Annotated in this window: 22 protein-coding genes; 13 read left to right on the top strand and 9 right to left on the bottom strand. The window is 67.1% G+C overall.

What is annotated here, in order from left to right; all coding sequences use genetic code 11:
- The first annotated feature begins 3 nt into the window (after positions 1 to 3).
- Together CF70_RS12755 and CF70_RS12750 are read left to right on the top strand one after the other, a co-directional pair.
- Positions 4 to 615 carry a GNAT family N-acetyltransferase gene (locus tag CF70_RS12755; RefSeq protein ID WP_051648346.1) on the top strand — a complete coding sequence of 204 codons (612 nt, stop codon included), beginning with the start codon at positions 4 to 6 and terminating at the stop codon, positions 613 to 615.
- 307 nt (positions 616 to 922) lie between these two features.
- Positions 923 to 1408, top strand: a complete 486-nt coding sequence (locus CF70_RS12750; RefSeq protein ID WP_035864935.1) for a disulfide bond formation protein B — start codon at positions 923 to 925, stop codon at positions 1406 to 1408.
- Between the two features lie 72 nt (positions 1409 to 1480).
- On the opposite strand, the gene CF70_RS12745 is transcribed toward CF70_RS12750, so the two are convergent.
- On the bottom strand, positions 1481 to 3427 hold the full coding sequence (locus CF70_RS12745) for an ATP-binding cassette domain-containing protein (RefSeq protein WP_035864933.1): 1947 nt from the start codon (positions 3425 to 3427) through the stop codon (positions 1481 to 1483).
- 323 nt (positions 3428 to 3750) lie between these two features.
- Here CF70_RS12745 and CF70_RS12740 point away from each other — a divergent pair, with 323 nt between their 5' ends.
- The 10 genes from CF70_RS12740 to CF70_RS12695 all read left to right on the top strand — a co-directional run bounded on the left by CF70_RS12740 (position 3751) and on the right by CF70_RS12695 (position 15425).
- Positions 3751 to 4785: a MurR/RpiR family transcriptional regulator gene (locus CF70_RS12740; protein WP_081862159.1), complete on the top strand. Its 1035-nt coding sequence runs from the start codon at positions 3751 to 3753 to the stop codon at positions 4783 to 4785.
- A 5-nt stretch (positions 4786 to 4790) separates the two neighbouring features.
- Positions 4791 to 5744: an isoaspartyl peptidase/L-asparaginase family protein gene (locus tag CF70_RS12735; protein ID WP_035864931.1), complete on the top strand. Its 954-nt coding sequence runs from the start codon at positions 4791 to 4793 to the stop codon at positions 5742 to 5744.
- A 102-nt stretch (positions 5745 to 5846) separates the two neighbouring features.
- A complete protein-coding gene (locus CF70_RS12730) occupies positions 5847 to 7736 on the top strand; it encodes a dipeptide ABC transporter ATP-binding protein (protein WP_035864929.1) in 1890 nt (629 codons plus the stop codon).
- Positions 7737 to 7774: 38 nt separating this feature from the next.
- Positions 7775 to 9322 carry a glutathione ABC transporter substrate-binding protein GsiB gene (gsiB, locus tag CF70_RS12725; protein WP_035864925.1) on the top strand — a complete coding sequence of 516 codons (1548 nt, stop codon included), beginning with the start codon at positions 7775 to 7777 and terminating at the stop codon, positions 9320 to 9322.
- A 159-nt stretch (positions 9323 to 9481) separates the two neighbouring features.
- A complete protein-coding gene (gsiC, locus tag CF70_RS12720; protein WP_035864923.1) occupies positions 9482 to 10402 on the top strand; it encodes a glutathione ABC transporter permease GsiC in 921 nt (306 codons plus the stop codon).
- A gap of 11 nt (positions 10403 to 10413) precedes the next feature.
- Positions 10414 to 11331, top strand: a complete 918-nt coding sequence (gene gsiD, locus CF70_RS12715) for a glutathione ABC transporter permease GsiD (protein ID WP_035864920.1) — start codon at positions 10414 to 10416, stop codon at positions 11329 to 11331.
- Between the two features lie 13 nt (positions 11332 to 11344).
- Positions 11345 to 12412: a P1 family peptidase gene (locus CF70_RS12710; RefSeq protein ID WP_035864918.1), complete on the top strand. Its 1068-nt coding sequence runs from the start codon at positions 11345 to 11347 to the stop codon at positions 12410 to 12412.
- A 13-nt stretch (positions 12413 to 12425) separates the two neighbouring features.
- Entirely contained in the window at positions 12426 to 13238 is an 813-nt protein-coding gene (locus CF70_RS12705; protein WP_035864916.1) for a M55 family metallopeptidase, read from the top strand.
- A gap of 169 nt (positions 13239 to 13407) precedes the next feature.
- Positions 13408 to 14250 carry a hypothetical protein gene (locus tag CF70_RS12700; RefSeq protein ID WP_035864913.1) on the top strand — a complete coding sequence of 281 codons (843 nt, stop codon included), beginning with the start codon at positions 13408 to 13410 and terminating at the stop codon, positions 14248 to 14250.
- 95 nt (positions 14251 to 14345) lie between these two features.
- The gene (locus CF70_RS12695; RefSeq protein ID WP_035864912.1) at positions 14346 to 15425 is read left to right on the top strand and encodes a M14 family metallopeptidase; all 1080 of its coding nucleotides are present in this window, start codon (positions 14346 to 14348) and stop codon (positions 15423 to 15425) included.
- Positions 15426 to 15653: 228 nt separating this feature from the next.
- Here CF70_RS12695 and CF70_RS12690 read toward each other — a convergent pair whose 3' ends face one another.
- The 8 genes from CF70_RS12690 to dapC form a co-directional block, all read right to left on the bottom strand.
- Positions 15654 to 16991, bottom strand: coding sequence for an NHL repeat-containing protein (locus CF70_RS12690; RefSeq protein WP_051648345.1), 1338 nt, complete (start codon positions 16989 to 16991; stop codon positions 15654 to 15656).
- Positions 16992 to 17029: 38 nt separating this feature from the next.
- Positions 17030 to 18481 (bottom strand): NHL repeat-containing protein, encoded by a 1452-nt coding sequence (locus CF70_RS12685; RefSeq protein WP_200876742.1) that lies wholly within the window; start codon positions 18479 to 18481, stop codon positions 17030 to 17032.
- 217 nt (positions 18482 to 18698) lie between these two features.
- Positions 18699 to 19592, bottom strand: coding sequence for a 50S ribosomal protein L3 N(5)-glutamine methyltransferase (gene prmB, locus CF70_RS12680; RefSeq protein WP_035864911.1), 894 nt, complete (start codon positions 19590 to 19592; stop codon positions 18699 to 18701).
- A 48-nt stretch (positions 19593 to 19640) separates the two neighbouring features.
- Positions 19641 to 20792 carry a succinyl-diaminopimelate desuccinylase gene (gene dapE / locus CF70_RS12675; protein ID WP_035864910.1) on the bottom strand — a complete coding sequence of 384 codons (1152 nt, stop codon included), beginning with the start codon at positions 20790 to 20792 and terminating at the stop codon, positions 19641 to 19643.
- Between the two features lie 98 nt (positions 20793 to 20890).
- A complete protein-coding gene (locus tag CF70_RS12670) occupies positions 20891 to 21238 on the bottom strand; it encodes an ArsC family reductase (RefSeq protein WP_035864909.1) in 348 nt (115 codons plus the stop codon).
- Positions 21239 to 21261: 23 nt separating this feature from the next.
- A complete protein-coding gene (locus tag CF70_RS12665) occupies positions 21262 to 21621 on the bottom strand; it encodes a hypothetical protein (protein ID WP_035865076.1) in 360 nt (119 codons plus the stop codon).
- 174 nt (positions 21622 to 21795) lie between these two features.
- Entirely contained in the window at positions 21796 to 22623 is an 828-nt protein-coding gene (gene dapD, locus CF70_RS12660; protein ID WP_035864908.1) for a 2,3,4,5-tetrahydropyridine-2,6-dicarboxylate N-succinyltransferase, read from the bottom strand.
- A gap of 65 nt (positions 22624 to 22688) precedes the next feature.
- Positions 22689 to 23906, bottom strand: coding sequence for a succinyldiaminopimelate transaminase (gene dapC, locus CF70_RS12655; protein WP_035865074.1), 1218 nt, complete (start codon positions 23904 to 23906; stop codon positions 22689 to 22691).
- A 263-nt stretch (positions 23907 to 24169) separates the two neighbouring features.
- Between dapC and CF70_RS12650 the strand changes: the two genes are divergently transcribed.
- A partial coding sequence (locus CF70_RS12650) for a DMT family transporter (RefSeq protein ID WP_035865072.1) occupies positions 24170 to 25010 on the top strand: 841 nt, incomplete at its 3' end.

Below are 25010 nucleotides of genomic sequence, written 5' to 3'. Positions count from 1 at the left end.
AACATGCCCGATCGACAGACTTCCCTGGCAGGCGCGGCCGGTCATGAGCCGGTCGTCCTGGACACTGCCCGCCTGCGCTTGCGCCAGTGGCGCGAGGCGGATTTCGCGCCCTTTGCCGCGCTCAATGCCGATCCGGTGGTGATGGCGTGCTTTCCGGCGCCGTTGGACCGCGCCGCCAGCGACGCCATTGCATTGCGTTGCCAGTCGCTGATCGCCGCGCGCGGCTGGGGCTTCTGGGCGGTCGAGCGCAAGGAGGATGGCGCCTTTATCGGCTTCGTCGGCTTGCATGAACCTGCCGCGACGCTGCCGTTCTCCCCCTGCGTGGAAATCGGCTGGCGCCTGTCGCGGGCGCACTGGGGGCGGGGCTATGCCGCGGAGGCGGCGCGGGCTGCGCTGCAATTTGGCTTCGGGAGGCTGGCGCTGGCGGAGATCGTCTCGTTCACCGCGCTGCCCAATGTGCGTTCCCGCGCCGTGATGGAGCGGCTGGGCATGGTGGCGGACGGCACCTTCGAGCACCCTGCACTCGCGCAGGACAGCCCGCTGCTGTTGCACTGGCTGTACCGCATGTCAGCGCAGCGCTGGCAATCGCTGTCCGGCAACGTCCGCGCACCCTGAAGGCGGCGCGCTCGCGGGAGGCCGGCCGCTTGCTGTGGCGGTTTCCACCCGCCTTGCGCGAGCCATGCGCCAGCCTGTCGTGCGGGCGCCTGAGCGTGGCCCTGCGCGCCGCGCGGCCTGCGTCAATCCGCCGCAAGCGGCGTCGGGCCCGTCGCGCGGGATTGTGGGGGCATCTTTCGCAAAATCGGTAATAATGTGCCTCGTATTGCGCGGACGGCAACGCCGTCCGGCGCACCGATGGAGGGCCTCGCGGTGCCTGTCTAGCGCTTCGACGGGTGCCGCCCGGCCATTTTTTTGCTAGTGAGCCATGCAAGCCAATTCCCGTAGTTTCTTTCTGCTGATCGCCGCGATTTCCTTCGGGCTGGTCGGCTATGCCCTCTACCTGCAGCACGTCGATGGGTACCAGCCGTGCCCGCTGTGCGTGATGCAGCGTTTTGCCTTCGTGGCAATCGGCCTGTTCTCGCTGCTGGCCGCCATTGCGCAGAACACGCGCAGCCTGTGGCAAGGGCTGGGCATGCTGTCCGGTGTGGCTGGCATCGCGGTGGCGGGCTATCACGTGTCGCTGTTGCTGAATCCCAAGGCCAGCTGCGGCATCGATCCGCTGGAGAACTGGGTCAACCAGTTGCCCACGGCCAAGGTCCTGCCGCAGGTGTTTTTCTCGGATGGCATGTGCACCACGCCGCTGCCCCCGATCTTCGGCCTGTCGATCCCGGTGTGGTCGCTGATCTGGCTGTTTATCCTGACCGCCACGCTGGCGGTGGGCATGATCCGGCGCGAGAAAAACTTCCGCTGATCTGCCTGGCGCGGCCGGCTGCTGCCGGCGCGCGCTTCCCGGGGGCTGGCGCCCCCGGCATCCCTCGCATGCTTACACGATCTGTTCGATCTGCTCCTGCAGTTCGAGCCAGCGCTCCTCCAGCGTGTCCAGCTCGCCGCCGACTTCGCCCTGGCGCTTGAGCATCTCCATCAGCCTGGCCTTGTTGGCTTCCGCATAACTGGTCTCGTCGGCCATGAAGGCGTCGATCTCGGTCTTGGCCTGTTGCAGCACGGCCATGCGCTTCTCCACCTTTTCCAGTTCCTTGGTCAGCGGCTTGCGCAACTGCGTCAGGCGCTGGCGTTCGTCCGCTTCGGCGCGCCGCTGGTCGCGGCGGTTGGCGTTCGATGTTGCCGAGGCATCGCCGTCCGCCGGCGCGTGCGAGGCGCTGGCCGCGTTGCGCTTGGCGGCGGCTTGCTGCAGCAGCCAGTCGCGATAGTCGTCCAGGTCGCCGTCGAAGGGTTTGATGGTGCCGTCCGCTACCAGGATGAACTGGTCGGTGGTGGCGCGCAGCAGGTGCCGGTCGTGCGAGACCACGATCAGCGTGCCCTCGAACTGCGCCAGCGCCATGGTGAGTGCCTCGCGGGTGTCGAGGTCCAGGTGGTTGGTCGGTTCGTCGAGCAGCAGCAGGTTGGGCTTCTGCCAGACGATCAGCGACAGCGCCAGGCGTGCCTTCTCGCCGCCGGAGAACGGCTCGATCGATGCGGTGGCCATGTCGCCGCGGAAATTGAAGCTGCCGAGGAAGTCGCGCAGCTCCTGCTCGCGCGTGTCCGGCGCGAGCCGCGCCAGGTGCTGCAGCGGCGAGTCCTGGTCGCGCAGCGTTTCCAGCTGGTGCTGGGCGAAGTAGCCGATCTGCAGCCCCTTGCCCAGGCGCAGCGTGCCGGCCAGCGCTTCCTGCGAGCCGGCCAGCGTCTTCACCAGCGTCGACTTGCCCTGGCCGTTGGCGCCCAGCAGGCCGATGCGCTGGCCGGTCTGGATCGATAGCGTGAGGTTATGCAGGATGGTCACGGGCGGCGCATCCGGCGCGGGCGCGGGATAGCCGCAGTCCACCCTTTCCAGCACCATCATCGGGTTGGGCGCCGAATCCGGCTCGCGGAACTCGAAGGCAAAGCCCGCGGCGATATGCACCGGCGCCAGCCGCTCCATCTTCTCCAGCGCCTTGACCCGGCTCTGCGCCTGGCGTGCCTTGCTGGCCTTGGCCTTGAAGCGGGTGATGAAGGATTCGAGGTGGGCGATCTCTTTCTGCTGGCGCGAGTAGGCGGACTGTTGCAAGGCCATCTGCTGCAGGCGCAGCGTTTCGAACTGGCTGTAGTTGCCGCCGTAGCGGCGCAACTGCTGGTTCTCGATATGCACCGTGACGTTGCAGATCGCATCGAGGAACTCGCGATCGTGGGAAATCATCACCAGGGTGCCGGGATAGCGCGCCAGCCAGTCTTCCAGCCAGACGATGGCATCCAGATCCAGGTGATTGGTGGGTTCGTCGAGCAGCAGCAGGTCGGACGGGCACATCAGCGCCTGCGCCAGATTCAGCCGCATGCGCCAGCCGCCCGAGAAGGAGGCCACCGGCTGCGACACCTGCGGCAGCGTGAAGCCCAGGCCCAGCAGCAGCGCTTCGGCCCGCGCCGGTGCGGTGTAGCCGTCGGCATCGGCAAACGCTGCGTGGGCATCGCCCTCCGCGGTGCCGTCGCCGCTGGCCTGGGCCGCGGCGATGCGCGCTTCGATATCGCGTAACTGGGTGTCGCCGTCGATGACGTATTCCACCGCGCTGCGCATCACGGCCGGGGTTTCCTGCGCCACATGGGCGGTGCGCCACTGCGGCGGAATCGCCACGTCGCCGCCGTCCGCCTGCAGCTCGCCGCGCAGCATGGCGAACAAGGTCGACTTGCCGCTGCCGTTGGCGCCGACAAGGCCGACGCGCTCGCCGGGGTTCAGCGTCACGCTGGTGTGGTCGAACAGCACCTTGGTGCCGCGCTGGAGGACTAGCTGGTCGATTCGGATCACGGGAGGGAGAGGCTGGAGAAGGGCGGGTCTGGGCGTTCGGTCAATCCGGCCCCGGCATGGCACGGGGCAACCCGGCATTGTAGCCGCTTCGTATGGCGATGCCTCCGGGATGCGCAACGCGCTGCGCGCGCGCCGCCCATGAAAGTGCTTTGTGCACCCCATGGAGCCGGGCCAGTGTATAGCAGTCCTAGGTGGAAACCCTTGGGCTGGTAAAACTCTATTTTCATGGTACGCGCTTTGCGTGTAAATTTATTTACATCGATGCGCCGGATGAAAACCTGACTCCTGGTGCGCGCATCTCCAACCAACCAAAAGCACGCGTCATGTCCAACGGTACCCAAGGCTCTCCCGGCAAGGCTGCCCCTGACGGCGGCAATGGCGGCAATGGCGGCAACGGTAGCGCTTCCATCACGGAGCGTATTGCCCGCGCCTTGCCCACGCTGACGCCGGCGCACCAGCGCATGGCGGAGTATGTGCTGGGCAACCCCTTCCGTGCTGCCACCATGCGTATCGACGAATTCGCCGATGCCGTGGAGGTGTCCGTGGCCACCGCCAATCGCTTCGCGCGCGCGCTGGGATTCGAGGGTTTTCCGCAGTTTCGCGCCGAACTGGTGCGCGGTTTCGAAGCCACCCTTGCACCCGTTGAGAAACTACGCACCGAACTGGCGCGTCCGGTCACGGTGGCCGAAGTGTTCGCCGCCTCGCTGGAAGAGGACGTGCGCAACCTGGAGGCCTCGCGCCGCGCGCTCGATGCCGAGACCTGCGAACGCGCGGTGGAGGCCATCCTGGGCGCCGAGCGCATCTTCGTGGTGGGCTTCGGCGCCAGCGGTTTCCTCGCCGGGTTGTTGCAACATGGGCTGGACATGTCCTGCCGCACGGTGATTTCGGTATCCGGCGCCGGGGGCGCGTCCACCGCCGCGCGCCAGTTGTTCAAGCTGCAGCGCAGCGACCTGCTGATCGTGATCGGTTTCCCGCGCTACGTGTACGACACCGTGACCATCGCCCGGCGCGCCCGCTCGCGTGGCGCGCGCATCCTGGCGCTGACCGACGCGCCCACCTCGCCGCTGGCGTCGCTCGCCGATATCGCGCTGTACGCGCATACCGGCCGCCAGCTTTCCGCCAACTCGGACGCCGCGGTGCTCGCCTACATCGAAGCGCTGTGCGGCGCCGTGGCCTACCGCGCCGCGCATGCCGTGAAGGCGGCCGCCGAGATGACCGAGTTCCTGTTGCCGTGGCTGCACGGCGCCCCGCCCGGACAAGGGCGCGACGCGCGCGAGCCGCGCCAGGACGAGGCTGCCGAAGGCCGCACCAGACGTGCCCCGGCACGCCGCAAGAACACTACCCCGAACGCATCGTGAATCCAATGAACACCCCAGTCATCGCCATCCACGGCGGCGCCGGCACCATCACCCGTGCCGCCATGAACCCCGCCAAGGAGGCCGAATACACCGCCGCGCTCAGCGCCGTGCTTGAAGCCGGCCAGCGTGTGCTGGCCGATGGCGGCAGCGCGCTCGACGCCGTGACCGAGGCCGTGCGCCTGCTTGAGGATTGCCCGCTGTTCAATGCGGGCAAGGGCGCCGTGCTGACCCACGCCGGTACCTATGAGCTGGACGCCGCCATCATGGACGGCGCCACGCTGGGCGCCGGCGCCGTGGCCTGCGTCAGGCGGCTGCGCAATCCGGTGCTGGCCGCGCGCGCGGTCATGGAAAAGAGCGAGCACGTGCTGTTCGCCGGCGAAGGCGCCGAGTCATTTGCGCAAGCGCAGGGCCTGGAGCTTGTCGCGCCCGGCTACTACTTCACGCAGGCGCGCACCGATCAGTGGGAACGCGCCCGCGCCGCCAGCGGCATGACCCTGCTGGATCACGATGCCGCCACGCTGGCCGCCGAGCCGATCGACCCGGACAACAAGTTCGGCACGGTAGGCGCCGTTGCGTTCGACGCGCAAGGGCGCCTCGCCGCGGCGACGTCCACCGGCGGCGTTACCAACAAGCAGGTGGGCCGGGTGGGCGATACGCCCATCGTCGGCGCCGGCTGCTTTGCCGACGACGTGGCCGCGGTTTCCACCACCGGTACCGGCGAAATGTTCATCCGCACGGTGGCCGCCTACGACGTGGCGGCGCAGATGCGCTACGCCGGCCTGCCGCTGGAGGAAGCCGCGCGCCGGGTGGTGATGGACAAGCTGCCCGCCATTAATGGCCGCGGCGGCCTGATCGCGGTGGACCGCGAAGGCAACGTCACGCTGCCCTTCAATACCGAAGGCATGTACCGCGGTTTCGCCCGGGTGGGCGAAGCGGCCAATGTGTGGATCTACGGGTGAGCGTGCCAGGGCACGGCATCCGCACCGCACCAGGCAAAGCACCAGGCAAAGCACCAAGCAGAGCATCAAGCAAAGCATCAACCTAGGCACTAAGGGGGCCCAGTGGCTGCATCCTCTTCCAAGTCGACCATCGTCCTGCCACCGCAACGGGTGGTTTCCGTCAACGATCTCAGCGTGCGTTTCTCCACCTCGGAGCGCACGGTGGACGCGGTGCGCAACCTGTCTTTCCACGTCGATCGCGGCGAAACGCTGGCCGTGGTGGGCGAATCGGGGTCGGGCAAGTCGGTGACCTCCCTCGCGCTGATGCGCCTTGTGGAACACGGCGGCGGCAAGATCGCCAGCGGCAGCATGGCGCTGCGCCGCCGCAACGGCGCGGTGCTCGATCTCGCCACCGCAGACGGCGCCACCATGCGCGGCGTGCGCGGCAGCGACGTGGCGATGATCTTCCAGGAGCCGATGACCTCGCTCAACCCGGTGTTCCCGGTCGGCGAGCAGATTGCCGAATCGATCCGCCTGCACCAGGGCAAGAGCCGCGCCGAGGCGCGCGCCGAAGCGCTGCGCATGCTGGAGATCGTGCGCATTCCCGAAGCGCGCCGCGTGCTGGACCGCTTCCCGCACCAGCTCTCCGGCGGCATGCGCCAGCGCGTGATGATCGCCATGGCGCTGTCGTGCAAGCCGGCGCTGCTGATTGCCGACGAGCCCACCACGGCGCTCGATGTGACCATCCAGGCCGAGATCCTGCAGCTGATCCGCAACCTGCAGGCCGAGATGGACATGGCCGTGGTCTTCATCACCCACGACATGGGCGTGGTGGCCGAAGTGGCCGACCGCGTGCTGGTGATGTTCCGCGGCGAGAAGGTGGAGGAGGGCACGTCCGAACAGGTGTTCGGCAAGCCGGCGCATCCGTACACCCGCGCGCTGCTGTCCGCCGTGCCCAAGCTGGGCGCCATGCGCGGCACTGACTGGCCGGCCAAGTTCCCGCTGGTGCAACTGGAAGAGGGCGAGCCGGTGGCGCCGGTGCCGCAGGACACGGTGCCGGCGCACGCCTCGCCCATCCTGCGCGTGCGCGACCTGGTGACCCGCTTCGACGTGCCGGGCGGCCTGCTGGGCCGCGTGGCGCGCCGCGTGCATGCGGTGGAGCGCGTGAGCTTCGACCTCTACCCCGGCGAGACGCTGGCGCTGGTGGGTGAGTCCGGCTGCGGCAAGTCCACCACCGGGCGCTCGCTGCTGCGCCTGGTCGACAGCCAGAGCGGCACCATCGAGTTCAACGGGCAGGACATCAGCCAGATGCGCGGCGGCGCCCTGCAGACCCTGCGCCGCAATATCCAGTTCATCTTCCAGGACCCGTTCGCCTCGCTCGATCCGCGCGTGCCGGTGGGCTACTCCATCATGGAGCCGCTGCTGGTGCACAAGGTCGCCAGCGGCAAGGAGGCCGAGCAACGGGTGGCGTGGCTGCTGGAGAAGGTCGGCCTGCCTGCGGCGCATGCCTCGCGCTATCCGCATGAGTTCTCGGGCGGCCAGCGCCAGCGCATCTGCATCGCCCGCGCCCTGGCGCTCAACCCGAAGGTGGTGGTGGCCGACGAATCGGTCTCCGCGCTCGATGTCTCCATCCAGGCGCAGATCGTCAACCTGATGCTCGACCTGCAGCGCGAACTGGGCATCGCCTTCCTGTTTATCTCGCACGACATGGCGGTGGTGGAGCGTGTGAGCCACCGCGTCGCGGTCATGTACCTGGGCCAGATCGTCGAGATCGGCCCGCGCCGCGCGATCTTCGAGAACCCGCAGCACCCGTACACCAGGAAGCTGATGTCGGCCGTGCCGATCGCCGATCCGGCGCGCCGCCACCTCAAGCGCGAGCCGCTCTCGGACGAGATGCCCAGCCCGATCCGCGCGCTCGGCGATGAGCCGCTGGTACAGCCCCTGGTGGCGGTTGGCGGCAATGCCGCTTCCCATCATTTTGTAGCCCGGCACGCCATTGGCGGCGCTTATTGAACCTAAGCATGAACCGAAGAATTTCCCAAGGAGAATCGATGATGTCCCGTTTGGTCCCTTCGAAGTTGATCGCCGGTGGCCTGGCCCTGGCCGCGCTTGGCGCAGGTCCCGCCTTTGCCGCCAAGGATGCCGTGATGGCGGTGTATTCCACCTTCACCACGCTCGACCCGTACGACGCCAACGACACGCTGTCGCAAGCCGCCGCCAAGTCCTTCTACCAGGGCCTGTTCGGCTTCGACAAGGACATGAAGCTGATCAACGTGCTGGCCGAGAGTTATGAAGCCAGCAAGGACGGCCTGACGTACACCATCAAGCTGAAGAAGAACGTGAAGTTCCACGACGGCACCACCTTCGATGCCGCCGCCGTCAAGGCCAACTTCGACCGCGTCACCAACCCGGCCAACAAGCTCAAGCGCTACACGCTGTTCAACCGCGTGGCCAAGACCGACGTGGTCGACGCCAACACCGTCAAGGTCACGCTGAAGGAGCCGTTCTCGCCGTTCATCAACGTGCTGGCCCATCCGTCCGCCGTGATGATCTCGCCCGCCGCGCTGCAGAAATACGGCAAGGACATCGCCTTCCACCCGGTCGGCACCGGCCCGTTCGAGTTCGTGGAGTGGAAGCAGCCCGATCACCTGAAAGGCAAGAAGTTCGCCGGTTTCTGGAAGACCGGCTATCCCAGGATCGACACCATCACCTGGAAACCGGTGGTGGACAACAACACCCGCGCCGCCATCATGCAGACTGGCGAAGCGGACTTCGCCTTCAGCATTCCGTTCGAGCAGGCGGCCGTGCTCAAGGGCAGCGCCAAAGTGGACCTGATCGCCTCGCCGTCGATCATCCAGCGCTACCTGACCATGAACACCATGGTCAAGCCGTTCAACGACCCGAAGGTGCGCCAGGCCATCAATTACGCCATCAACAAGGAAGCGTTGGCCAAGGTCGCGTTTGCCGGCTACGCCACGCCGTCCGATGGCGTGGTGCCCGCGGGCGTGGACTATGCCGAGAAGCTGGGCCCGTGGCCGTATGACCCGGCCAAGGCGCGCGCGCTGCTGAAGGAAGCCGGCTACCCGAACGGCTTCGAGACCACGCTGTGGTCCGCCTACAACCACACCACCGCGCAGAAGGTGATCCAGTTCGTGCAGCAGCAGTTGCAGCAGGTCGGCATCAAGGCGCAGGTGCAGGCGCTCGAAGCCGGCCAGCGCGTGGAGAAGGTGGAGAGCGTGCAGAAGCCGGAAGACGCCGGCGTGCGCATGTACTACGTGGGCTGGTCGTCGTCGACCGGCGAGTCGGACTGGGCGCTGCGCCCGCTGCTGGCTTCCGAGTCGATGCCGCCCAAGCTGCTGAACACCGCCTACTACAAGAACGACCAGGTCGACGCCGACATCGCCGGCGCGCTGCGCACCACCGAGCGCGGCGAGAAGGCCCGCCTGTACAAGGACGCGCAGGAACATATCTGGAAGGATGCGCCCTGGGCCTTCCTGGTGACCGAGAAGGTGCTGTTCGCGCGCGCCAAGCGCCTGACCGGCGCCTACGTGATGCCCGACGGTTCGTTCAGCTTCGACGAAATCGATATCAAGCAGTAAGAGTAAGCGTATCGGCACGACGCGTGGCGCGTCCCACAAGCAGGCGCCACGCTCTCAGCCATCGCTTGGCGGTACAGCGCAGTAAGCCGTGCACGGCCGCCTGCCCACAGATGCGGGGGCAGGGCGGGCGGCCCGCGGTCTCTAATCATCCGGTGCTTCATGCTGAACTACTTTCTTAAACGATTCCTGGGCGTGATCCCCACATTGCTGATCGTGGCAGTGCTGGTGTTCCTGTTCGTCCACCTGTTGCCGGGCGATCCCGCCCGGCTCGCGGCCGGCCCCGAGGCTGACCAGGCCACGGTGGAACTGGTGCGCCGCGATCTCGGGCTGGACAAGCCGATGCCCGAGCAGTTCGTGAACTTCTTCTCGAACGCCCTGCGCTGGGAGTTCGGCAATTCGCTGCGCACCAAGCGCCCGGTCAGCGAGGAAATCGGCGACCGCTTCATGCCGACGCTGTACCTGACGCTGGCCTCGATGGTGTGGGCGGTGATCTTCGGCATGGTGATCGGGATCAGTTCGGCGGTCTGGCGCAATCGCTGGCCCGACCGTTTCGGCATGACGCTGGCGGTGTCGGGCATTTCCTTTCCCGCCTTCGCGCTCGGCATGCTGCTGATGGAAGTGTTCTCGGTGCAGCTGGGCTGGCTGCCGTCGATTGGCGCCGATACCTGGAAGCACTACATCTTGCCGTCCATCACGCTGGGCGCCGCGGTGGCCGCCGTGATGGCCCGCTTCACCCGCGCCTCCTTCGTTGAAGTGCTGAACGAGGATTTCGTGCGCACCGCGCGCGCCAAGGGCGTGGGCGAGTTCCTGGTGGTGGCCAAGCACTGCCTGCGCAACGCCATGATTCCCGTGGTGACCATGATGGGCCTGCAGTTCGGCTTCCTGCTGGGCGGCTCGATCGTGGTGGAGAAGGTGTTCAACTGGCCTGGCCTCGGACGCCTGCTGGTGGACGCGGTCGAGATGCGCGACTACCCGGTCATCCAGGCCGAGGTGCTGCTGTTCTCGCTCGAGTTCATCCTGATCAACCTGGTGGTCGACGTGCTGTACACCGTCATCAACCCCGCCATTCGTTACAAGTAAGTGAGGCCGGCATGACCCAGCTTTCGACGCCCGCCAACGGCGGCACCGCCATCCCGGCCGCAGCCGCCACGCAAGAAGCCGTGCGTACGCCCTGGACCGAGTTCTGGCGCAAATTCCGCAAGCAGCACCTGGCGCTCGGCGCCGGCGTGTTCGTGCTGCTGCTGGTGGCGGTGGCGGTCCTCGCGCCGCACCTGGTGCCTTACGACCCGGAGAATTTCTTCGACTATGACGCGCTCAATGCCGGCCCCTCCGCTGCGCACTGGTTCGGCGTCGATTCGCTCGGGCGCGATATTTTCAGCCGCATCCTGGCCGGCGCCCGCATCTCGCTGGCGGCCGGCTTCTTCTCGGTCATCATCGGCGCCATCGTCGGTACCGTGCTGGGTTTGCTGGCCGGTTACTACGAGGGTTGGTGGGACCGCATCGTGATGCGCATCTCCGACGTCCTGTTCGCTTTCCCCGGCATCCTGCTGGCGATCGGCATCGTCGCCATTCTCGGCAACGGCATGACCAACGTGATCTTCGCGGTGGCGGTGTTCAGCATCCCGGCCTTTGCCCGCCTGGTGCGCGGCAATACGCTGATGCTCAAGCGCCTGACCTATGTGGAAGCCGCGCGCAGCATCGGCGCGTCCGACTTCACCATCCTGATGCGGCACATCCTGCCGGGCACCATCTCGTCCATCGTGGTGTATTTCTCGATGCGTATCGGCACCTCGATCATCACCGCGGCCAGCCTGTCTTTCCTCGGGCTCGGCGCACAGCCGCCCACGCCGGAGTGGGGCGCGATGCTCAACGAAGCCCGCGCCGACATGGTGACCGCGCCGCACGTGGCGATCTTCCCCAGCCTTGCCATCTTCCTGACCGTGCTGGCGTTCAACCTGCTGGGCGACGGGCTGCGCGACGCGCTGGATCCGAAGATCGACCGGCGCTAAGGAACGCACGCAGATGTCCGAATGCATGCCGCATATCGGCGCGTTGCCAGCCGGCGCGCGCAACAGCATCGCCGACGTGCCGGGGGTGACGGTGGGCCAATGCACGCTGGCCGACGGCGCCTGCCAGACCGGCGTGACGGTGGTGCTGCCGCATAGCGGCAACCTGTTTGCCGACAAGGTGCCGGCCGCCGCGACCGTGCTCAATGGCTTCGGCAAGAGCGTGGGCCTGGTGCAGGTGGAAGAGCTCGGCGTGCTGGAGACGCCCATCGCGCTGAGCAACACCTTTGCCGTGGGCGCGCTGTCGCAGGCGCAGATCCGGCAGGCCATCGCGGCCAACCCGGAGATCGGCCGCGCCTGGCCCACGGTCAACCCGCTGGTGTTCGAGTGCAACGACGGCTACCTGAACGACATACAGGCGATGGCTGTGCAGGAGGCCCACTATGCGCAGGCTTGCGCCGCGGCCAGCGTGGATTTCGCGCAGGGCGCTGTCGGGGCAGGGCGCGGCATGTCGTCGTTCGGGCTGAAAGGCGGCATCGGCTCCGCATCCCGCCAGGTGGGCGGATACCATGTGGGCGCGCTGGTGCAGGCGAACTTCGGCACCTTGCCCAGTTTCACCGTGGCCGGCGCGCGTCTTGGCGGCGTGCTGGCCGAACGGCTCCAGGCGCATACGCAAGCGCCGGCGGAGTCCGGGCCGGAGAAGGGCTCGATCATCATGATCCTGGCCACCGACGCGCCGCTCGACGCCCGCCAGTTGCGCCGCCTTTCGCTACGCGCGGGCGCGGGCCTGGCGCGTACCGGCTCGGTGTTCGGCCACGGTTCGGGCGACATCGCGCTCGCTTTTTCCACCGCCTACACCGTGCCGCAGCAAGCCGGCGCGCCGATGCCGGCGCTGGCCATGCTGCATGAAACCGGGCTCGACGCGCTGTTTCATGCCGCCGCCGACAGCGTCGAGCAGGCCATCCTGCATGCGCTGTGGCAGGCGGAAACCGTGCATGGCCGTGATGGACACCAGCGTGTCGCGCTGCGCGAACTGATGCCCGGGCTGCCGCAATGGCTGCAGCGCACGGCACCGGCGAACTGAATCTCCACAAGCTATGAAGATCCTGATTTCCACCGATATCGAAGGCGTAGCCGGGGTTTTCCATCCCGAGCAGACGCGTGCCGGCAACGGCGAGTACGAACGCGCCCGCGCCTGGATGACGGCCGAGGCCAATGCCGCCGTGCAGGGCGCCTTCGCGGGCGGTGCGAGCGATGTGCTGGTCAACGATTCGCACGGTGGCTTTCGCAACCTGCTCCCCGACCAGCTCGACCCGCGCGCGCGTCTGGTGCTGGGCAAGCCGCGCTACCTGGGCATGATGGCCGGCGTGCAGGGCTGCGACGGCGTCTTCATGATCGGCTACCACGGCCGCGCGCAGAGCCGCGGCATCCTGGCGCACACCATCAACAGCGGCGCGTTCGCCCGTATCTGGCTCAACGGGCAGGAACTGGGCGAGGCCGGGCTGTACGGCGCGCTGGCGGGCGAATTCGGCGTGCCGGTGCTGATGGCCAGCGGCGACGATGTCTTCGTGGATGAAACCCGCCCGCTGATGCCGTGGGTGCGCTATGTGCAGACCAAGGAAGCCGGCGGCAACGGCAGCGGCACCACGCTGTCGCCTGCCGCCTCGCGCGAGGCCATCGCGGCGGCCGCCGAACTGGCGGTGCGCAATGCGGACGGGCGCCCCCTGAAGATCGAAGGCCCGATCCGGTGCCGCCTGCAGACCCAGAGCCCGGCGTTCGCCGACCTGTTTTGCCAGTGGCCAACGCTGGAGCGCATGGACGGTGTCACGCTGGTGTTCGAGGCAGCCTCGGTGCAGGCGGCCGTGCGCATGCTGAACTGCCTGTCGGCGATGTCGTTCATGCTGAAGTAGGGCATTGGCCAGCCTGCATGGCCGGCGCTGGCGCGATGGTGGACAATAGCGGGTGGCGCGCCGCGGGTGGCGGGCCGTTCGCAGCATCCCGTAGCATCCATCACGCAGCGCGCCGGCCCGTACCGGCAAGCGCCGCCAAGCGCGGGCAACCGCAGGCACACGCAGATTCATGATCGCAGTCAACGACGGGAGCTGGACCCCCGTACGCAAGGATTTCGTCGAACCCGGCACGCGCTGCCGGCAGCATGTCGGCCGTGGCCGGCATCACGGCTTCGGCAACGGGCAGGCCTATATCCTGCGTGACGCACAGGGCCACGAGCACCCCTTCGGCGAAGCCTGCGCGCGTGCCGTGCTGGCTGAACCGGGCTTGCTCGACCTGGTTCCCGACTACACGGAGCGGGATGCGGGCCAGCCCGTGCCCGAGCCCACTGCCGCGGACAACGAGGAATTCGAGGCGCCTACCCCCGCCGTGGTGCGCGCGCGGGCCGTTGCCGGCGGCGGACGTGGCGGCAAGGCTGGCGATGCCGCGCTGCGTCGCGCGGCTGCCCTCCGCTACCTGGTCCTGCGCATGGAGAAGGTGGCCGGTGTCCCCCGCGTACAGCCGACCGTGCGGTTTCCGGCGCTGGAAGAGGTCTACCAGGCCTATCTGCAAAGCGGCGAACTGCCGGATGCCCAGGTCAGGCGCATCCTCGCCATCGAGCGCAGCGCGGCCACGCCACCCAAGCTCAAGAGCATCAACCTGCTCGATGTCTACACCGCCCACGTCAAGCTGGAGCGCGTGATCCGGGAATCCAACCGGCTGGAACAGCGAAGGTTCCTGCGCAGCATTCATGACTGGCTGGCGCGGCACCTGGTGCTGTCCGCCGCACAGATCGCCGCCGCCGGCATCCAGATGCATCCGCATGCCTTCCGCTCCCTGTTGCTGCGCGAGGCCCCGCAGGCGGATCCCCATGACGCCAAAGGCATTAGGGATGCCAAGGGCGCCAAGGGCGCCAAGGGTGTCAAGGGCTAGCTGGCCGGCTTCGGGTGGCTTCGGATGGCATTGGCAGGCAAGTTGGCGTTTAATAGCGGCACCCTCACTCCTCGCCAAGCGCGAAATCTGCTGTCATGTCCCTGCACACCAGCTTTTCCCGCAGCTATGCCGAAGCCAGGCAGAAATTCCGCGATGCCGCCCATGCCGCCGGCGCCACGCTGACCGATTTTCCCCATCCCACCAAGCGCGGCAGCGCCGGCGAGGAACTCGCCATGGATGTGGCCTGGATCGGCGACGCCGAGGCCAGGCGCTTCCTGATGGTGACTTCGGGTATGCATGGCGTGGAGGGCTTCTGCGGTTCAGGGGCGCAGGTCGCCATGCTGGGCGATGCACAGTTGCTGCAGGCGTGCGCCGATGCCGGCGTGGCGCTGCTGATGGTGCATGCGGTCAATCCCTATGGCTTCTCGCATATGCGGCGCGTCAATGAGGACAATGTCGACCTCAACCGCAACTTCATGGATTTCACCAGGCCCTTGCCGGAGAACGCGCCGTACGCCGAGGTGGCGCCGATGCTGCTGCCCGAGCAGTGGCCGCCTTCCGAGGCGGCCCAGGCGGCGCTGATGAAGACCGTGGCCGAGAAAGGCTTGTCCTGGTACCAGGCGGCAGTGAGCGCCGGCCAGTATCAGGCGCCCGAAGGGCTGTTCTTCGGCGGCAACAAGGCGACGTGGAGCAACTACACGCTGCGCCGCATCCTGGCGCGCTTCGGCGCCGGGCGCGAAGCCCTGCGCTGGATCGACCTGCATACCGGCCTGGGGCCTTGGGGCTACGGCGAGCCTATCTATATGGGTCCGGACCGCGAAGAGGAAATCGGCAAGGTGCGCGCCATCTGGGGCTGCAATGTCACTTCGATCTATGACGGCTCGTCGGCTTCGGCCAATCTCAACGGCATGGCCTGGGTGGCCGTGCCGGAGACTTTGCCGACGCTGGCCTACAACGGCATCGCGCTTGAATTCGGCACCTTGCCTGTCACCGAGGTGCTGGAGGCATTGCGTGGCGATCATTGGCTGCATCTGCATCCCGAGGCGGACGAAGGCCAGCGGAACCTGATTCGGCAGGCGATGTGGCATGCCTTTTACGGGGATACGGATGAATGGCGCGAGAGCGTGGTGGAGCAGGTCAGGGAGGCGGTACTGAAGGGATTGGCGGGATGGTGAGGGTATCGGCCGACTATCCGGCGGCCGGAGCGGGCGCTCGTTGCCTGATCGGTGTCGGCCGCTGAACCGCCTTGCCCTGCGGCGTTCTCTTGCGGGAGAGGGAACTGCCGATGGCTGTTCCTTGCCGTGGACGGCGGACAATGGAAAAAAGTCCTTCTTCGCGTCGGCGAAGAAGGACGCTTTCGGCCAGCCTGCCGGCATCCGAAACAGTGCCAGACGTTACGCCGGTTACCGGGGCAACTGAACCTGCGCGATCTTGCGGATCATATTGTTGCTCGTATCGGCCACGTAAAGGTCGCCGCTGGTGTCCACCGCTACGCCGAGCGGGCTCCTGAACGATGCGGCGGGGCCGGCGCCATCGGCGCGGCCTGCGGTGCCGGAGCCGGCCAGGGTGGTGACCATGCCCGCGGGCGTGATCTTGCGGATCATGCTGTTGGACGAATCGGCCACGTAGAGGTTGCCGCCGGCGTCCACCGCCAAGGCAGATGGGTTGCGGAACGACGCGGCAGAGCCGGTACCGTCGGCCTTGCCTGTGGTGCCGGAGCCGGCCAGGGTGGTGACCACGCCCGCGGGCGTGATCTTGCGGATCGTATGGTTGTACCTTTCGGCCACGTAGAGGTTGCCGCCGGCATCCACCGCCACGCCAGTCGGTCCGTAGAACGACGCGGCGGCGCCGGTGCCGTCGGCGCGGCCCGGGGTGGGAGAGCCGGTCAGGGTGGTGACCACGCCCGCGGGCGTGATCTTGCGGATCATGTGGTTGCTCGCATCGGCCACGTAGACATTGCCGCTGGCGTCCACCGCTATGCCAGAAGGACTGTTGAACGCCGCGGCGGCGCCGGTGCCGTCGGCGGAGCCTGCGGTGGTGGAACCGGCAAGGGTGGTGACCATGCCCGCGGGCGTGATCTTGCGGATCATGTTGTTGTTCCCATCGGCCACGTAGACATTGCCGCTGGCGTCCACCGCCACGCCGTACGGATTGTTGAAGGACGCGGTAGAGCCGGTGCCGTCGGCGGAGCCCGCGGTGGCGGAGCCGGCCAGGGTCGTGACCACGCCCGCGGGCGAGATCTTGCGGATCATGTTGTTGCCCCTGTCGGCCACGTAGACGTTGCCGCTGGCGTCCAGCGCCACGGTGTACGGGTTGCGGAACGACGCGTCGGAACCGGTGCCGTCGGCGCTGCCCGCGGTGCCGGACCCGGCCAGGGTGGTGACTTGCGGCAGCAACGGCGAACAGGCGATCGCCACGTTGGTCACATTGTCCGTGGCCGTGCCGCTGCCGTTGCTGACGGCGCAGGATTGCCCCAGCGGCTGGGTGCCTACCGTGACCGCATAGCCGGCGTTGGAGGCGACCTGCGTGGCGAAGGTAAAGGCGCCACTGGCTTTCAGCGTCAGCCCATCGCCGCCATTGTTCAGCAGCGTGACTTGCGTCCCGGTGGCCAGCCCGGAGACGCTGCCGCCGATCGTGTAGTTTGATTGCGTGCCGTCCCCGCCACAGCCAGCCAGTAGCGTGAGTGTCAGCACGAGGCAGGATGGCAGCGCCAGTTTGCCATGCGAATGGATCTGTTTCATACGTTGTTTTTCTCCGGTTGTCGCGGCGTTCGATGCGGTCACTGTGGCGCGCGGGTTGGCGTGATCTTGCGGATCAAGTTGTTGTTCGCATCGCTCACGTAGACGCTGCCGCCAGCGTCGACCGCGACGCCGGTCGGGTTCTTGAACGACGCGGCGGAGCCGGTGCCATCGGCCTGGCCCGAGGTGAGAGATCCGGCCAGGGTGATGACCACGCCAGCGGGCGAGATCCTGCGGATTGCGTTGTTGAACGTGTCGGCCACGTAGACGTGGCCGATGGCGTCAACCGCGATGCCGTAGGGACCGTTGAACGACGCGGCTGAGCCGGTGCCGTCGACGTAGCCCGAGGCGGTGGAGCCGGCCAGGGTGGTGACGGCGCCAGCGGGCGTGATCTTGCGGATCATATGGTTGCCCATATCGGCTACGTAGACGTTGCCGGCCGCATCCAGCGCCACGGCACCCGGATTCTTGAACGACGCTGCAGAGCCCGTGCCGTCGGCGGAGCCCGAGGTGGTGGAGCCGGCCAGGGTGGTGACCACGCCCGCGGGCGAGATCTTGCGGATCGTGTGGTTGCGCGAATCGGCCACGTATAGGTTGCCATTGGCATCCACCGCCAGGCCGGCCGGGATGTTGAACGACGCGGCGGCGCCGGTACCGTCGGCGTAGCCTGAGGCGCTGGAGCCGGCCAGGGTGGTGACCACACCCGCGGGCGAGATCTTGCGGACCACGTTGCCTACCGTCTCGGCCACGTAGACGTTGCCATTGCCGTCCACTGCCACGCCGACCGGGGTGTTGAACGACGCGGCGGAGCCGGTGCCGTCGGCGCTGCCTGTGGCGCCGGAGCCGGCCAGGGTGGTGACCACGCCCGCGGGCGAGATCTTGCGGATCATGTTGTTGCTTCTATCGGTCACATAGAGGTAGCCGCCGGCGTCCACCGCCGCGCCGAACGGGAAGTCGAACGACGCGGCGGAGCCGGCGCCGTTGGCCGAGCCTGAGGTGGTGGTGCCTGCCACGGTGGTGACTTGCGCCAGCGCCTGCGGGCAGGCGATCGTCACGTTGGTCACATTGGCCGTGGCCGTGCCGCTGCCATTGCTGACGGCGCAGAAATGCCACAGCGGCTGGGCGCCCAGCGTCACCGCATAGCTGGCGTTAAAGGCGATCGGCGTGGCAAAGGTAAAGGGGCCGCTGGCTTTCACCGTCAGCGCATCGCTGCCATTGTCGAGCAGCGTGATCGGGGTCCCGTCGGCCAGGCCGGAGATGCTGCCGCCGATGGAGTAGGTCGGTTGGGGCGCGGGAGCGGGACTAGTCGGACCAGTGGAAGACGGGCTGGCGGTTGTGGAGGAACCATCCCCGCCGCAGCCGGCCAGCAGGGCTAGCGTCAACATCAGGCAGGACGGGAGCGCCAGTTTGCTGTATGCAGGCGAAAGGGCTTGCTGGTGTTGCGGGACTTCGGGGTTGGTCTCGCAGCGGGTGCGATGGGCTTTATGACGCATGGCGGATAGGAATCAGGTGTCGATAACGACAGCGATCCTATCCAAATGCATCACAGCAAAACTGACAAAAACTGACACCGCCCCGCCATGTCAGGCTGGTTGTCGCCTCAGCCGGCTTGATCAGTCAAAACCGCGCGGAGCCGCCGAAAACGGCGGTGCTGCTGGTGCCTGGAAGAAAAAGACCGCAGGAATCTGCGGCCGTGTCTTGAGCAAGCCTTCAACCAGGCAGCGCTTCATAGGTCAGCAGGAACACCTGCTCCTCGCCGGCGCTGACCGGCAGCCAGACGATCTCCAGGTCGGGGAATGCCGCTTCCACGTTGGCATGCTCGTTGCCAATCTCCACCACCAGCGCCCCGCCGGGGTTCAGGTGCGCCTTGGCGCCGGCGATGATGCGGCGGACCACGTCCATGCCGTCGTCGCCGCCAGCCAGCGCGATGCGCGGCTCGGCCTGGTATTCGGCCGGCAGCGCTTGCATGGAGGTTTCGTTGACGTAGGGCGGGTTGGTGAGAATCACATCGTATTTGGCGCCCGCGGGCAGCGGTGCGTACAGGTCGCCCTCGTACAGGCTGATGCGGTCTTCCATCTTGTAGTCCGCCACATTGCGGCGAGCCACAGCCAGCGCGTCCGGCGAGATGTCGACCGCATCGATGCGGGCCTTTGGCCAGACATGCGCGGCGATGATGGGCAGGCAGCCGGAACCGGTGCACAGTTCCAGCACAGGGCCAATTTCGGCGCTGTCGCCCACCCAGGGTTCCAGCCCTTCCTGCAGCAGTTCACCAATGAAGCTGCGCGGCACGATCACGCGTGAATCCACGTAGAAGCGCAGGCCATGCATGAAGGCCTCGTTGGTAATGTAGGCCGCGGGCACGCGTTCGGCGACGCGGCGCTCGATGACGTTCAGCACGGCCTCGACTTCCTCGGGCAGCAGGCGCGCGTCGAGGAAGGGGTCGAGCGTGTCCAGCGGCAGGTGCAGCGTGTGCAGGACCAGGTAGGCGGCTTCGTCGTAGGCGTTGGCGCTGCCGTGGCCAAAAGACAGCTTGGCTTGGGTGAAGCGCGAGACCGCCAGGCGCAGCAGGTCGCGCACAGTGCGCAGGGGGGAGGGTGTGGCCATGGGTTCTTTCTTGTATCCGGGTGTTCGGGCAATAACGTGATCGGCTGGTCAGGCGATCAGACGTTCCAGCACGCCGCGATAGATGTTTTTCAGGGGTTCGATAAAGCGCACTTCCACGTGCTCGTCGATCTTGTGGATGCTTGCATTGGGCGGCCCGAACTCGATCACCTGCGGGCAGATCTTGGCGATAAAGCGGCCATCCGAGGTGCCGCCGGTGGTGGACAGTTCGGTCTTGACGCCCGTTTCCGCCGCGATGGCGCCGGCCAGCGCATCGGAGAGATCGCCGCGCGCGGTCAGGAAGGGCTCGCCGCCCAGGGTCCAGGCCAGGTCGTATTCGAGCTGGTGGCGGTCCAGGATGGCATGCACGCGCGCCTTCAGGCCCTCGGGCGTGCTGGCGGTGGAAAAGCGGAAGTTGAAGTCGACGGTGACGTGGCCGGGGATCACGTTGGTGGCGCCGGTGCCAGCGTGGATATTCGACATCTGCCAGGTGGTCGGCGGGAAGTACTCATTGCCCTCGTCCCAGCGCTCGCCGACCAGTTCAGCCAGCGCGGGCGCGGCCAGGTGGATGGGGTTCTTCGCCAGGTGCGGGTAGGCGATATGGCCTTGCACGCCCTTCACGGTGAGCTTGCCCGAGAGCGAGCCGCGCCGGCCGTTCTTGACCATGTCGCCGAGCGTGTCGACCGAGGTGGGCTCGCCGATCACGCAGTAATCAAGCCGCTCGCCACGCGCCTTCAGCGCTTCGACCACCTTGACGGTGCCGTCGTGCGCGGGGCCTTCCTCGTCGCTGGTGATCAGGAACGCGATGGAGCCGGCGTGATCCGGATGCGCCTTGACGAATTCCTCCACGGCCACCACGAAGCCCGCGATCGAGGTCTTCATGTCGGCGGCGCCGCGGCCGTACAGCTTGCCGTCGCGATGGGAGGGCAGGAAGGGGTCCGAGCCCCATTGCTCCAGCGGGCCGGTGGGCACCACGTCGGTGTGGCCGGCGAAGGCCAGCAGCTTGCCGTCGTGGCCGCGCGTGCCGCGCTTGACGGCCCACAGGTTGGTCACGCGGAAATCGTCAGGCCCGCTGACGATGGCTTCGCAGGCAAAGCCGAGCGCCTTCAGGCGTGTCTCCAGCACGGCCTGGCAGCCTTCATCGGCGGGCGTGACGGAGCGGCGGCGGATCAGGTCTTCGGTGAGGGCTAGGGTGGGGTTCATGGTGGCAGCGAGGAGGCACGTGGCGCCGGAATCCGGCGGGGTGCATTGTTCGAGTCTTGCATCCTGGCAGCGCGCATGTCCTGGCGCTGCCATCGGGCTTAAAAGAGGCTGGCGTAATTATCCGGCGAGAACCCCACGCTGACATTGCCCTTGTGCGCCAGCACAGGACGCTTGATCAGCGAAGGGCTTTGCTGCATCAGCGCAATCGCGCCGGCTTCCTGCTCGGCACGGGCCTTGTCGGCGTCCGGCAGCGCGCGCCAGGTCGTGCCCTTGCGGTTGAGCAGGGTCGCCAGCGGCACATGCGCGAGCCAGCCGCGCAGCATGGCTTCGTCCACGCCTTGCTTCTTGAAGTCGTGGAAGGTGTAGTCCACGCCGTTGGCTTCGAGCCAGGTGCGGGCTTTCTTGACGGTATCGCAGTTGGGAATGCCGTAGAGCAGGACAGTCATGGCGAATTCGGGGCCAGCCGGGGCTAGCGCAGCAAGAGGTTGAGGGCGACCACCAGGCCGGCGAGGCCCAGCGCGAAACCAGCCATGGCCACCGCGGTCATCAGGCGCAGCCGGCGGTCCAGCCGCGCGGCCTCGCGGCGCAGCGCCTCGATGGTGATGGCGTGTTGCTCGGCCAGCAGCTTGACGGCCTCGGCCTGCTGCATGGCGGCGTTTTCAAGGTCGGCGATACGGGCGGCCGCATCGCGCGAGTCCGGGCCGGGCATGTCGGCGCCGCCATCCTTGCGCTTGCCTTTCTTGATTTTCTCGATGGTCTTGTTGGCCTGTTCGAGGATCGTGGGCAACAGCGAAAGAACGGTGGTGACGGTGGTCGGGTCCAGGGCCATGAGTCGCTTGCGAAGGGCGGGCCAGCTCATGCCGGCGGCGGTGCCCGTGGAGCGGACACCGTTGGGAAGCGGGGGAAGGGGAGTGCTGGTCTGGTCCGGCATTCCGGGTCAGACCAGCCGCGCACGCGGACGGTTCCGGCTTGCGTCTGCTCCCCTTTTTTACTGCCGGCGAAATCAGTCGCCGCGCAGCAGGTCGTTCAGGCTGGTCTTGGCGCGGGTCTGCGCGTCCACCTTCTTGACGATCACGGCGCAGTACAGGCTGTACTTGCCGTCCTTGGACGGCAGGTTGCCCGCCACCACCACCGAGCCAGCCGGCACGCGGCCGTAGTGGATCTCGCCGGTTTCGCGGTCATAGATCTTGGTCGACTGGCCGAGGTACACGCCCATCGAGATCACCGAGTTTTCTTCCACGATCACGCCTTCGACCACTTCCGAGCGCGCGCCGATGAAGCAGTTGTCTTCGATGATGACCGGGTTGGCCTGCAGCGGTTCGAGCACGCCGCCGATGCCGACGCCACCGGACAGGTGGACGTTCTTGCCGATCTGGGCGCAGGAACCGACGGTGGCCCAGGTGTCGACCATGGTGCCTTCATCGACGTAGGCACCAATGTTGACGTACGACGGCATCAGCACGGCGTTCCTGGCGATGAACGAGCCACGGCGGGCCACGGCCGGGGGCACCACGCGGAAGCCGCCCTTGGCGAAATCGTCAGCGGTCCAGTTGGCGAACTTGGTCGGCACCTTGTCGTAGAACTGGGCGAAGCCGCCGGCGGACATCGGCGCGTTGTCTTCCAGGCGGAACGACAGCAGCACGGCCTTCTTGATCCACTGGTTGACGATCCATTCCTTGCCTTGCTTCTCGGCCACGCGCAGGGCGCCGGTATCGAGCTGGCCGATCACGTTGGCCACGGCTTCGCGGATGTCGTTGGGGGCGGACTTGGGCGAGAGGCTTGCGCGGTCTTCCCATGCCTGGTCGATCAGGGCTTGCAGTGCTTGCGTCATATGCGTGTTTTCAGTGGTTGATCGTTGTCTACAACAAAACTCAGTGTGTGGCTTGCACGCGGGGCTCAGCCCAGCGACTTGCAGAAGGCGACGATGCGGCGCGCGCCTTCCAGGCATTCCCCGGGCGTGGCCACCAGCGCCATGCGCACGCGGTTGGCGCCCGGGTTGATGCCGCCGGCCTCGCGCGCCAGGTAGCTGCCCGGCAGCACGGTGACGTTCTGTTCGGCCAGCAGGCGGGCGGCGAATTCGGTATCCGTCAGTCCCGTGCGCGAAACATCCGCCCACAGGTAGAAGCCGGCATCGGGCAGGGCCACGTCCAGCACTTCGGCCAGCATCGGCGTGACTTCGGTGAACTTGCGCACATAGGCGGCGCGGTTGTCGCGCACATGGGCCTCGTCGTTCCAGGCGGCCACGCTGGCTGCCTGCACCGCCGGGTTCATGGCGCCGCCGTGATAGGTACGGTATAGCAGGAATTTCTTCAGCAGGGCGGCGTCGCCCGCCACGAAGCCCGAGCGCAGGCCGGGCACATTGGAGCGCTTGGACAGGCTGGAGAACATCACCAGCCGCTCGAAGGGATGGGTGCCTTCGGCGCGGCCCAGCTTGTGCGCCGCTTCCAGCGCGCCCAATGGCGGCTCGCCTTCCTTGAAATAGATCTCCGAGTAGCACTCGTCCGAGGCGATCACGAAGCCGTGGTGGTCGGACAGCGCGAACAACTCGCGCCAGTCTTCCAGCGACAGCACGGCGCCGGTCGGGTTGCCCGGGGAGCACACATAGACCAGTTGCACCCTGGCCCAGGTGTCGGCGGAGATGCGATCGAAGGCCGGGGCGAAATTGCGCGCCGGGTCGCTGTTGGCGAACACCGGGGTGGCGCCGGCCAGCAGCGCCGCGCCTTCGTAGATCTGGTAGAACGGGTTGGGGCAGAGCACCAGCGCGCCAGGCTGGCTGGCGTCGACCACGGTCTGGGCGAAGGCGAACAGCGCCTCTCGCGAGCCGGTCACCGGCAGGACCTGGGTGGCGGCATTGACCGCCGGCAGGCCGTAGCGGCGCTGCAGCCACGCGGCTATGCACTGTCGTAGTGCGTCCGAACCTGCCGTTGTGGGATAATTCGCCAGTCCCGCAAGTGACTCCGACAGCGCCGTCTTGATGAATTCGGGCGTGGGATGCTTGGGTTCGCCAATGCCGAAGCTGATCGCGGGCAACGCGCCGTTCGGTTTGACGTCAGCCAGCATCACGCGCAGTTTTTCGAACGGATAGGGCTGGAGCAGGTCGAGGCGGGGATTCACGGTCGGGTTCAGGCCGGTAGGGCCAAGCTCAAAGCCGGTCATTATAAAGGATTGCCGGGCTTACCCGCGCGCCCGCAAGGGCCTGGCGGCGCGCCGGATCGCCGTGCGGTACATCAGCGCTGCATGATGCAAGCCCCGCTCGCCTGTAGTCACCCGTTCGGCCCGATGCCGGTTGCCGATGGACGGGGCGCAGTGTGCCCCTGGACGATTTTCCGATACCGAATACAAACAGGCCGCCCACCCGGCGGCCCTATCCCGCTTTTATGAGCAATCTGCCTGCTTCGCCTGCATCTTCCTGCGCCCCGGCCGGTTCCGAGCCGCATGCCTTCAAATCCACTTTGTCCATCCTGCTGGGCGCCTCGGTCTGGGGTATCGCCTGGTTTCCGTACCGGCTGCTGGCAGGCTGGGGGCTGGGCGGCATGACGGCGGCGGCGCTGGTCAGCGCGCTGGCCGCGCTGATCGCACTGGCCGCGTTCGCGCGCCACCTGGGCGGCCTGCGCTGGTCGTGGCTGTTTGTCGCCATCGGGCTGGCGGCCGGCGTGACCAACGCCGGGTTCGTGTGGGGCAGCGTCAACGGCCATGTGATGCGGGTCTTGCTGCTGTTCTACCTGACGCCGGTGTGGACAGCCTTGTTCGCCCGCGCCTTCCTTGGCGAGAAGCTGTCCGCGGCCGGCTTGCTGCTGGTGGCGCTGGCGCTGTTCGGCGCGGGCCTGATGCTGTGGACGCCGGAAGTGGGCCTGCCGCTGCCGACGCATGCCGCTGAATGGTCAGGCCTGATCGGCGGCATGGGGTTCGCCGTGAACAATGTGCTGTCGCGCCGGGCCGGCCAGCTCTACCCGGAAATGGATGCGCGCCTGCGCACCGTCATGGTCTACCTGGGTTGCACCGCGGTCGGCTTGCCCTGCGCGCTCTGGCTGGAGCCTGGCGGCGTCGCGCTGGCGCCGGCAATCGGCTGGGGCGGCCTGGCGCTGATGCTGGGCCTGGCCGCCACCCTGGTCCTGAGCAATTCGGTGGTCCAGTACGGGCTGCAGCGCCTTCCGGCCAATCGGGTATCCCTGCTGATGTTGTTCGAGATCGTGATCGCGGCGGTGTCGTCGTGGTGGC

Source organism: Cupriavidus sp. SK-3, assembly GCF_000611145.1.
Taxonomy (GTDB): domain Bacteria; phylum Pseudomonadota; class Gammaproteobacteria; order Burkholderiales; family Burkholderiaceae; genus Cupriavidus.
This window is presented reverse-complemented; position numbering and strand designations above follow the sequence as displayed.

Excerpts from the sequence above, each read along its gene's own strand:
- CF70_RS12750 (WP_035864935.1), top strand. The coding sequence starts at position 923 with ATGCAAGCCAATTCCCGTAGTTTCTTTCTGCTGATCGCCGCGATTTCC.
- CF70_RS12710 (WP_035864918.1), top strand. The coding sequence starts at position 11,345 with ATGTCCGAATGCATGCCGCATATCGGCGCGTTGCCAGCCGGCGCGCGC.
- gsiD (WP_035864920.1), top strand. The coding sequence starts at position 10,414 with ATGACCCAGCTTTCGACGCCCGCCAACGGCGGCACCGCCATCCCGGCC.
- CF70_RS12705 (WP_035864916.1), top strand. The coding sequence starts at position 12,426 with ATGAAGATCCTGATTTCCACCGATATCGAAGGCGTAGCCGGGGTTTTC.
- gsiC (WP_035864923.1), top strand. The coding sequence starts at position 9,482 with ATGCTGAACTACTTTCTTAAACGATTCCTGGGCGTGATCCCCACATTG.
- CF70_RS12700 (WP_035864913.1), top strand. The coding sequence starts at position 13,408 with ATGATCGCAGTCAACGACGGGAGCTGGACCCCCGTACGCAAGGATTTC.
- CF70_RS12685 (WP_200876742.1), bottom strand. The coding sequence starts at position 18,481 with ATGCGTCATAAAGCCCATCGCACCCGCTGCGAGACCAACCCCGAAGTC.
- CF70_RS12690 (WP_051648345.1), bottom strand. The coding sequence starts at position 16,991 with ATGAAACAGATCCATTCGCATGGCAAACTGGCGCTGCCATCCTGCCTC.
- dapE (WP_035864910.1), bottom strand. The coding sequence starts at position 20,792 with ATGAACCCCACCCTAGCCCTCACCGAAGACCTGATCCGCCGCCGCTCC.
- CF70_RS12695 (WP_035864912.1), top strand. The coding sequence starts at position 14,346 with ATGTCCCTGCACACCAGCTTTTCCCGCAGCTATGCCGAAGCCAGGCAG.
- CF70_RS12755 (WP_051648346.1), top strand. The coding sequence starts at position 4 with ATGCCCGATCGACAGACTTCCCTGGCAGGCGCGGCCGGTCATGAGCCG.
- CF70_RS12665 (WP_035865076.1), bottom strand. The coding sequence starts at position 21,621 with ATGGCCCTGGACCCGACCACCGTCACCACCGTTCTTTCGCTGTTGCCC.
- gsiB (WP_035864925.1), top strand. The coding sequence starts at position 7,775 with ATGATGTCCCGTTTGGTCCCTTCGAAGTTGATCGCCGGTGGCCTGGCC.
- dapD (WP_035864908.1), bottom strand. The coding sequence starts at position 22,623 with ATGACGCAAGCACTGCAAGCCCTGATCGACCAGGCATGGGAAGACCGC.
- CF70_RS12735 (WP_035864931.1), top strand. The coding sequence starts at position 4,791 with ATGAACACCCCAGTCATCGCCATCCACGGCGGCGCCGGCACCATCACC.
- prmB (WP_035864911.1), bottom strand. The coding sequence starts at position 19,592 with ATGGCCACACCCTCCCCCCTGCGCACTGTGCGCGACCTGCTGCGCCTG.
- CF70_RS12740 (WP_081862159.1), top strand. The coding sequence starts at position 3,751 with ATGTCCAACGGTACCCAAGGCTCTCCCGGCAAGGCTGCCCCTGACGGC.
- CF70_RS12670 (WP_035864909.1), bottom strand. The coding sequence starts at position 21,238 with ATGACTGTCCTGCTCTACGGCATTCCCAACTGCGATACCGTCAAGAAA.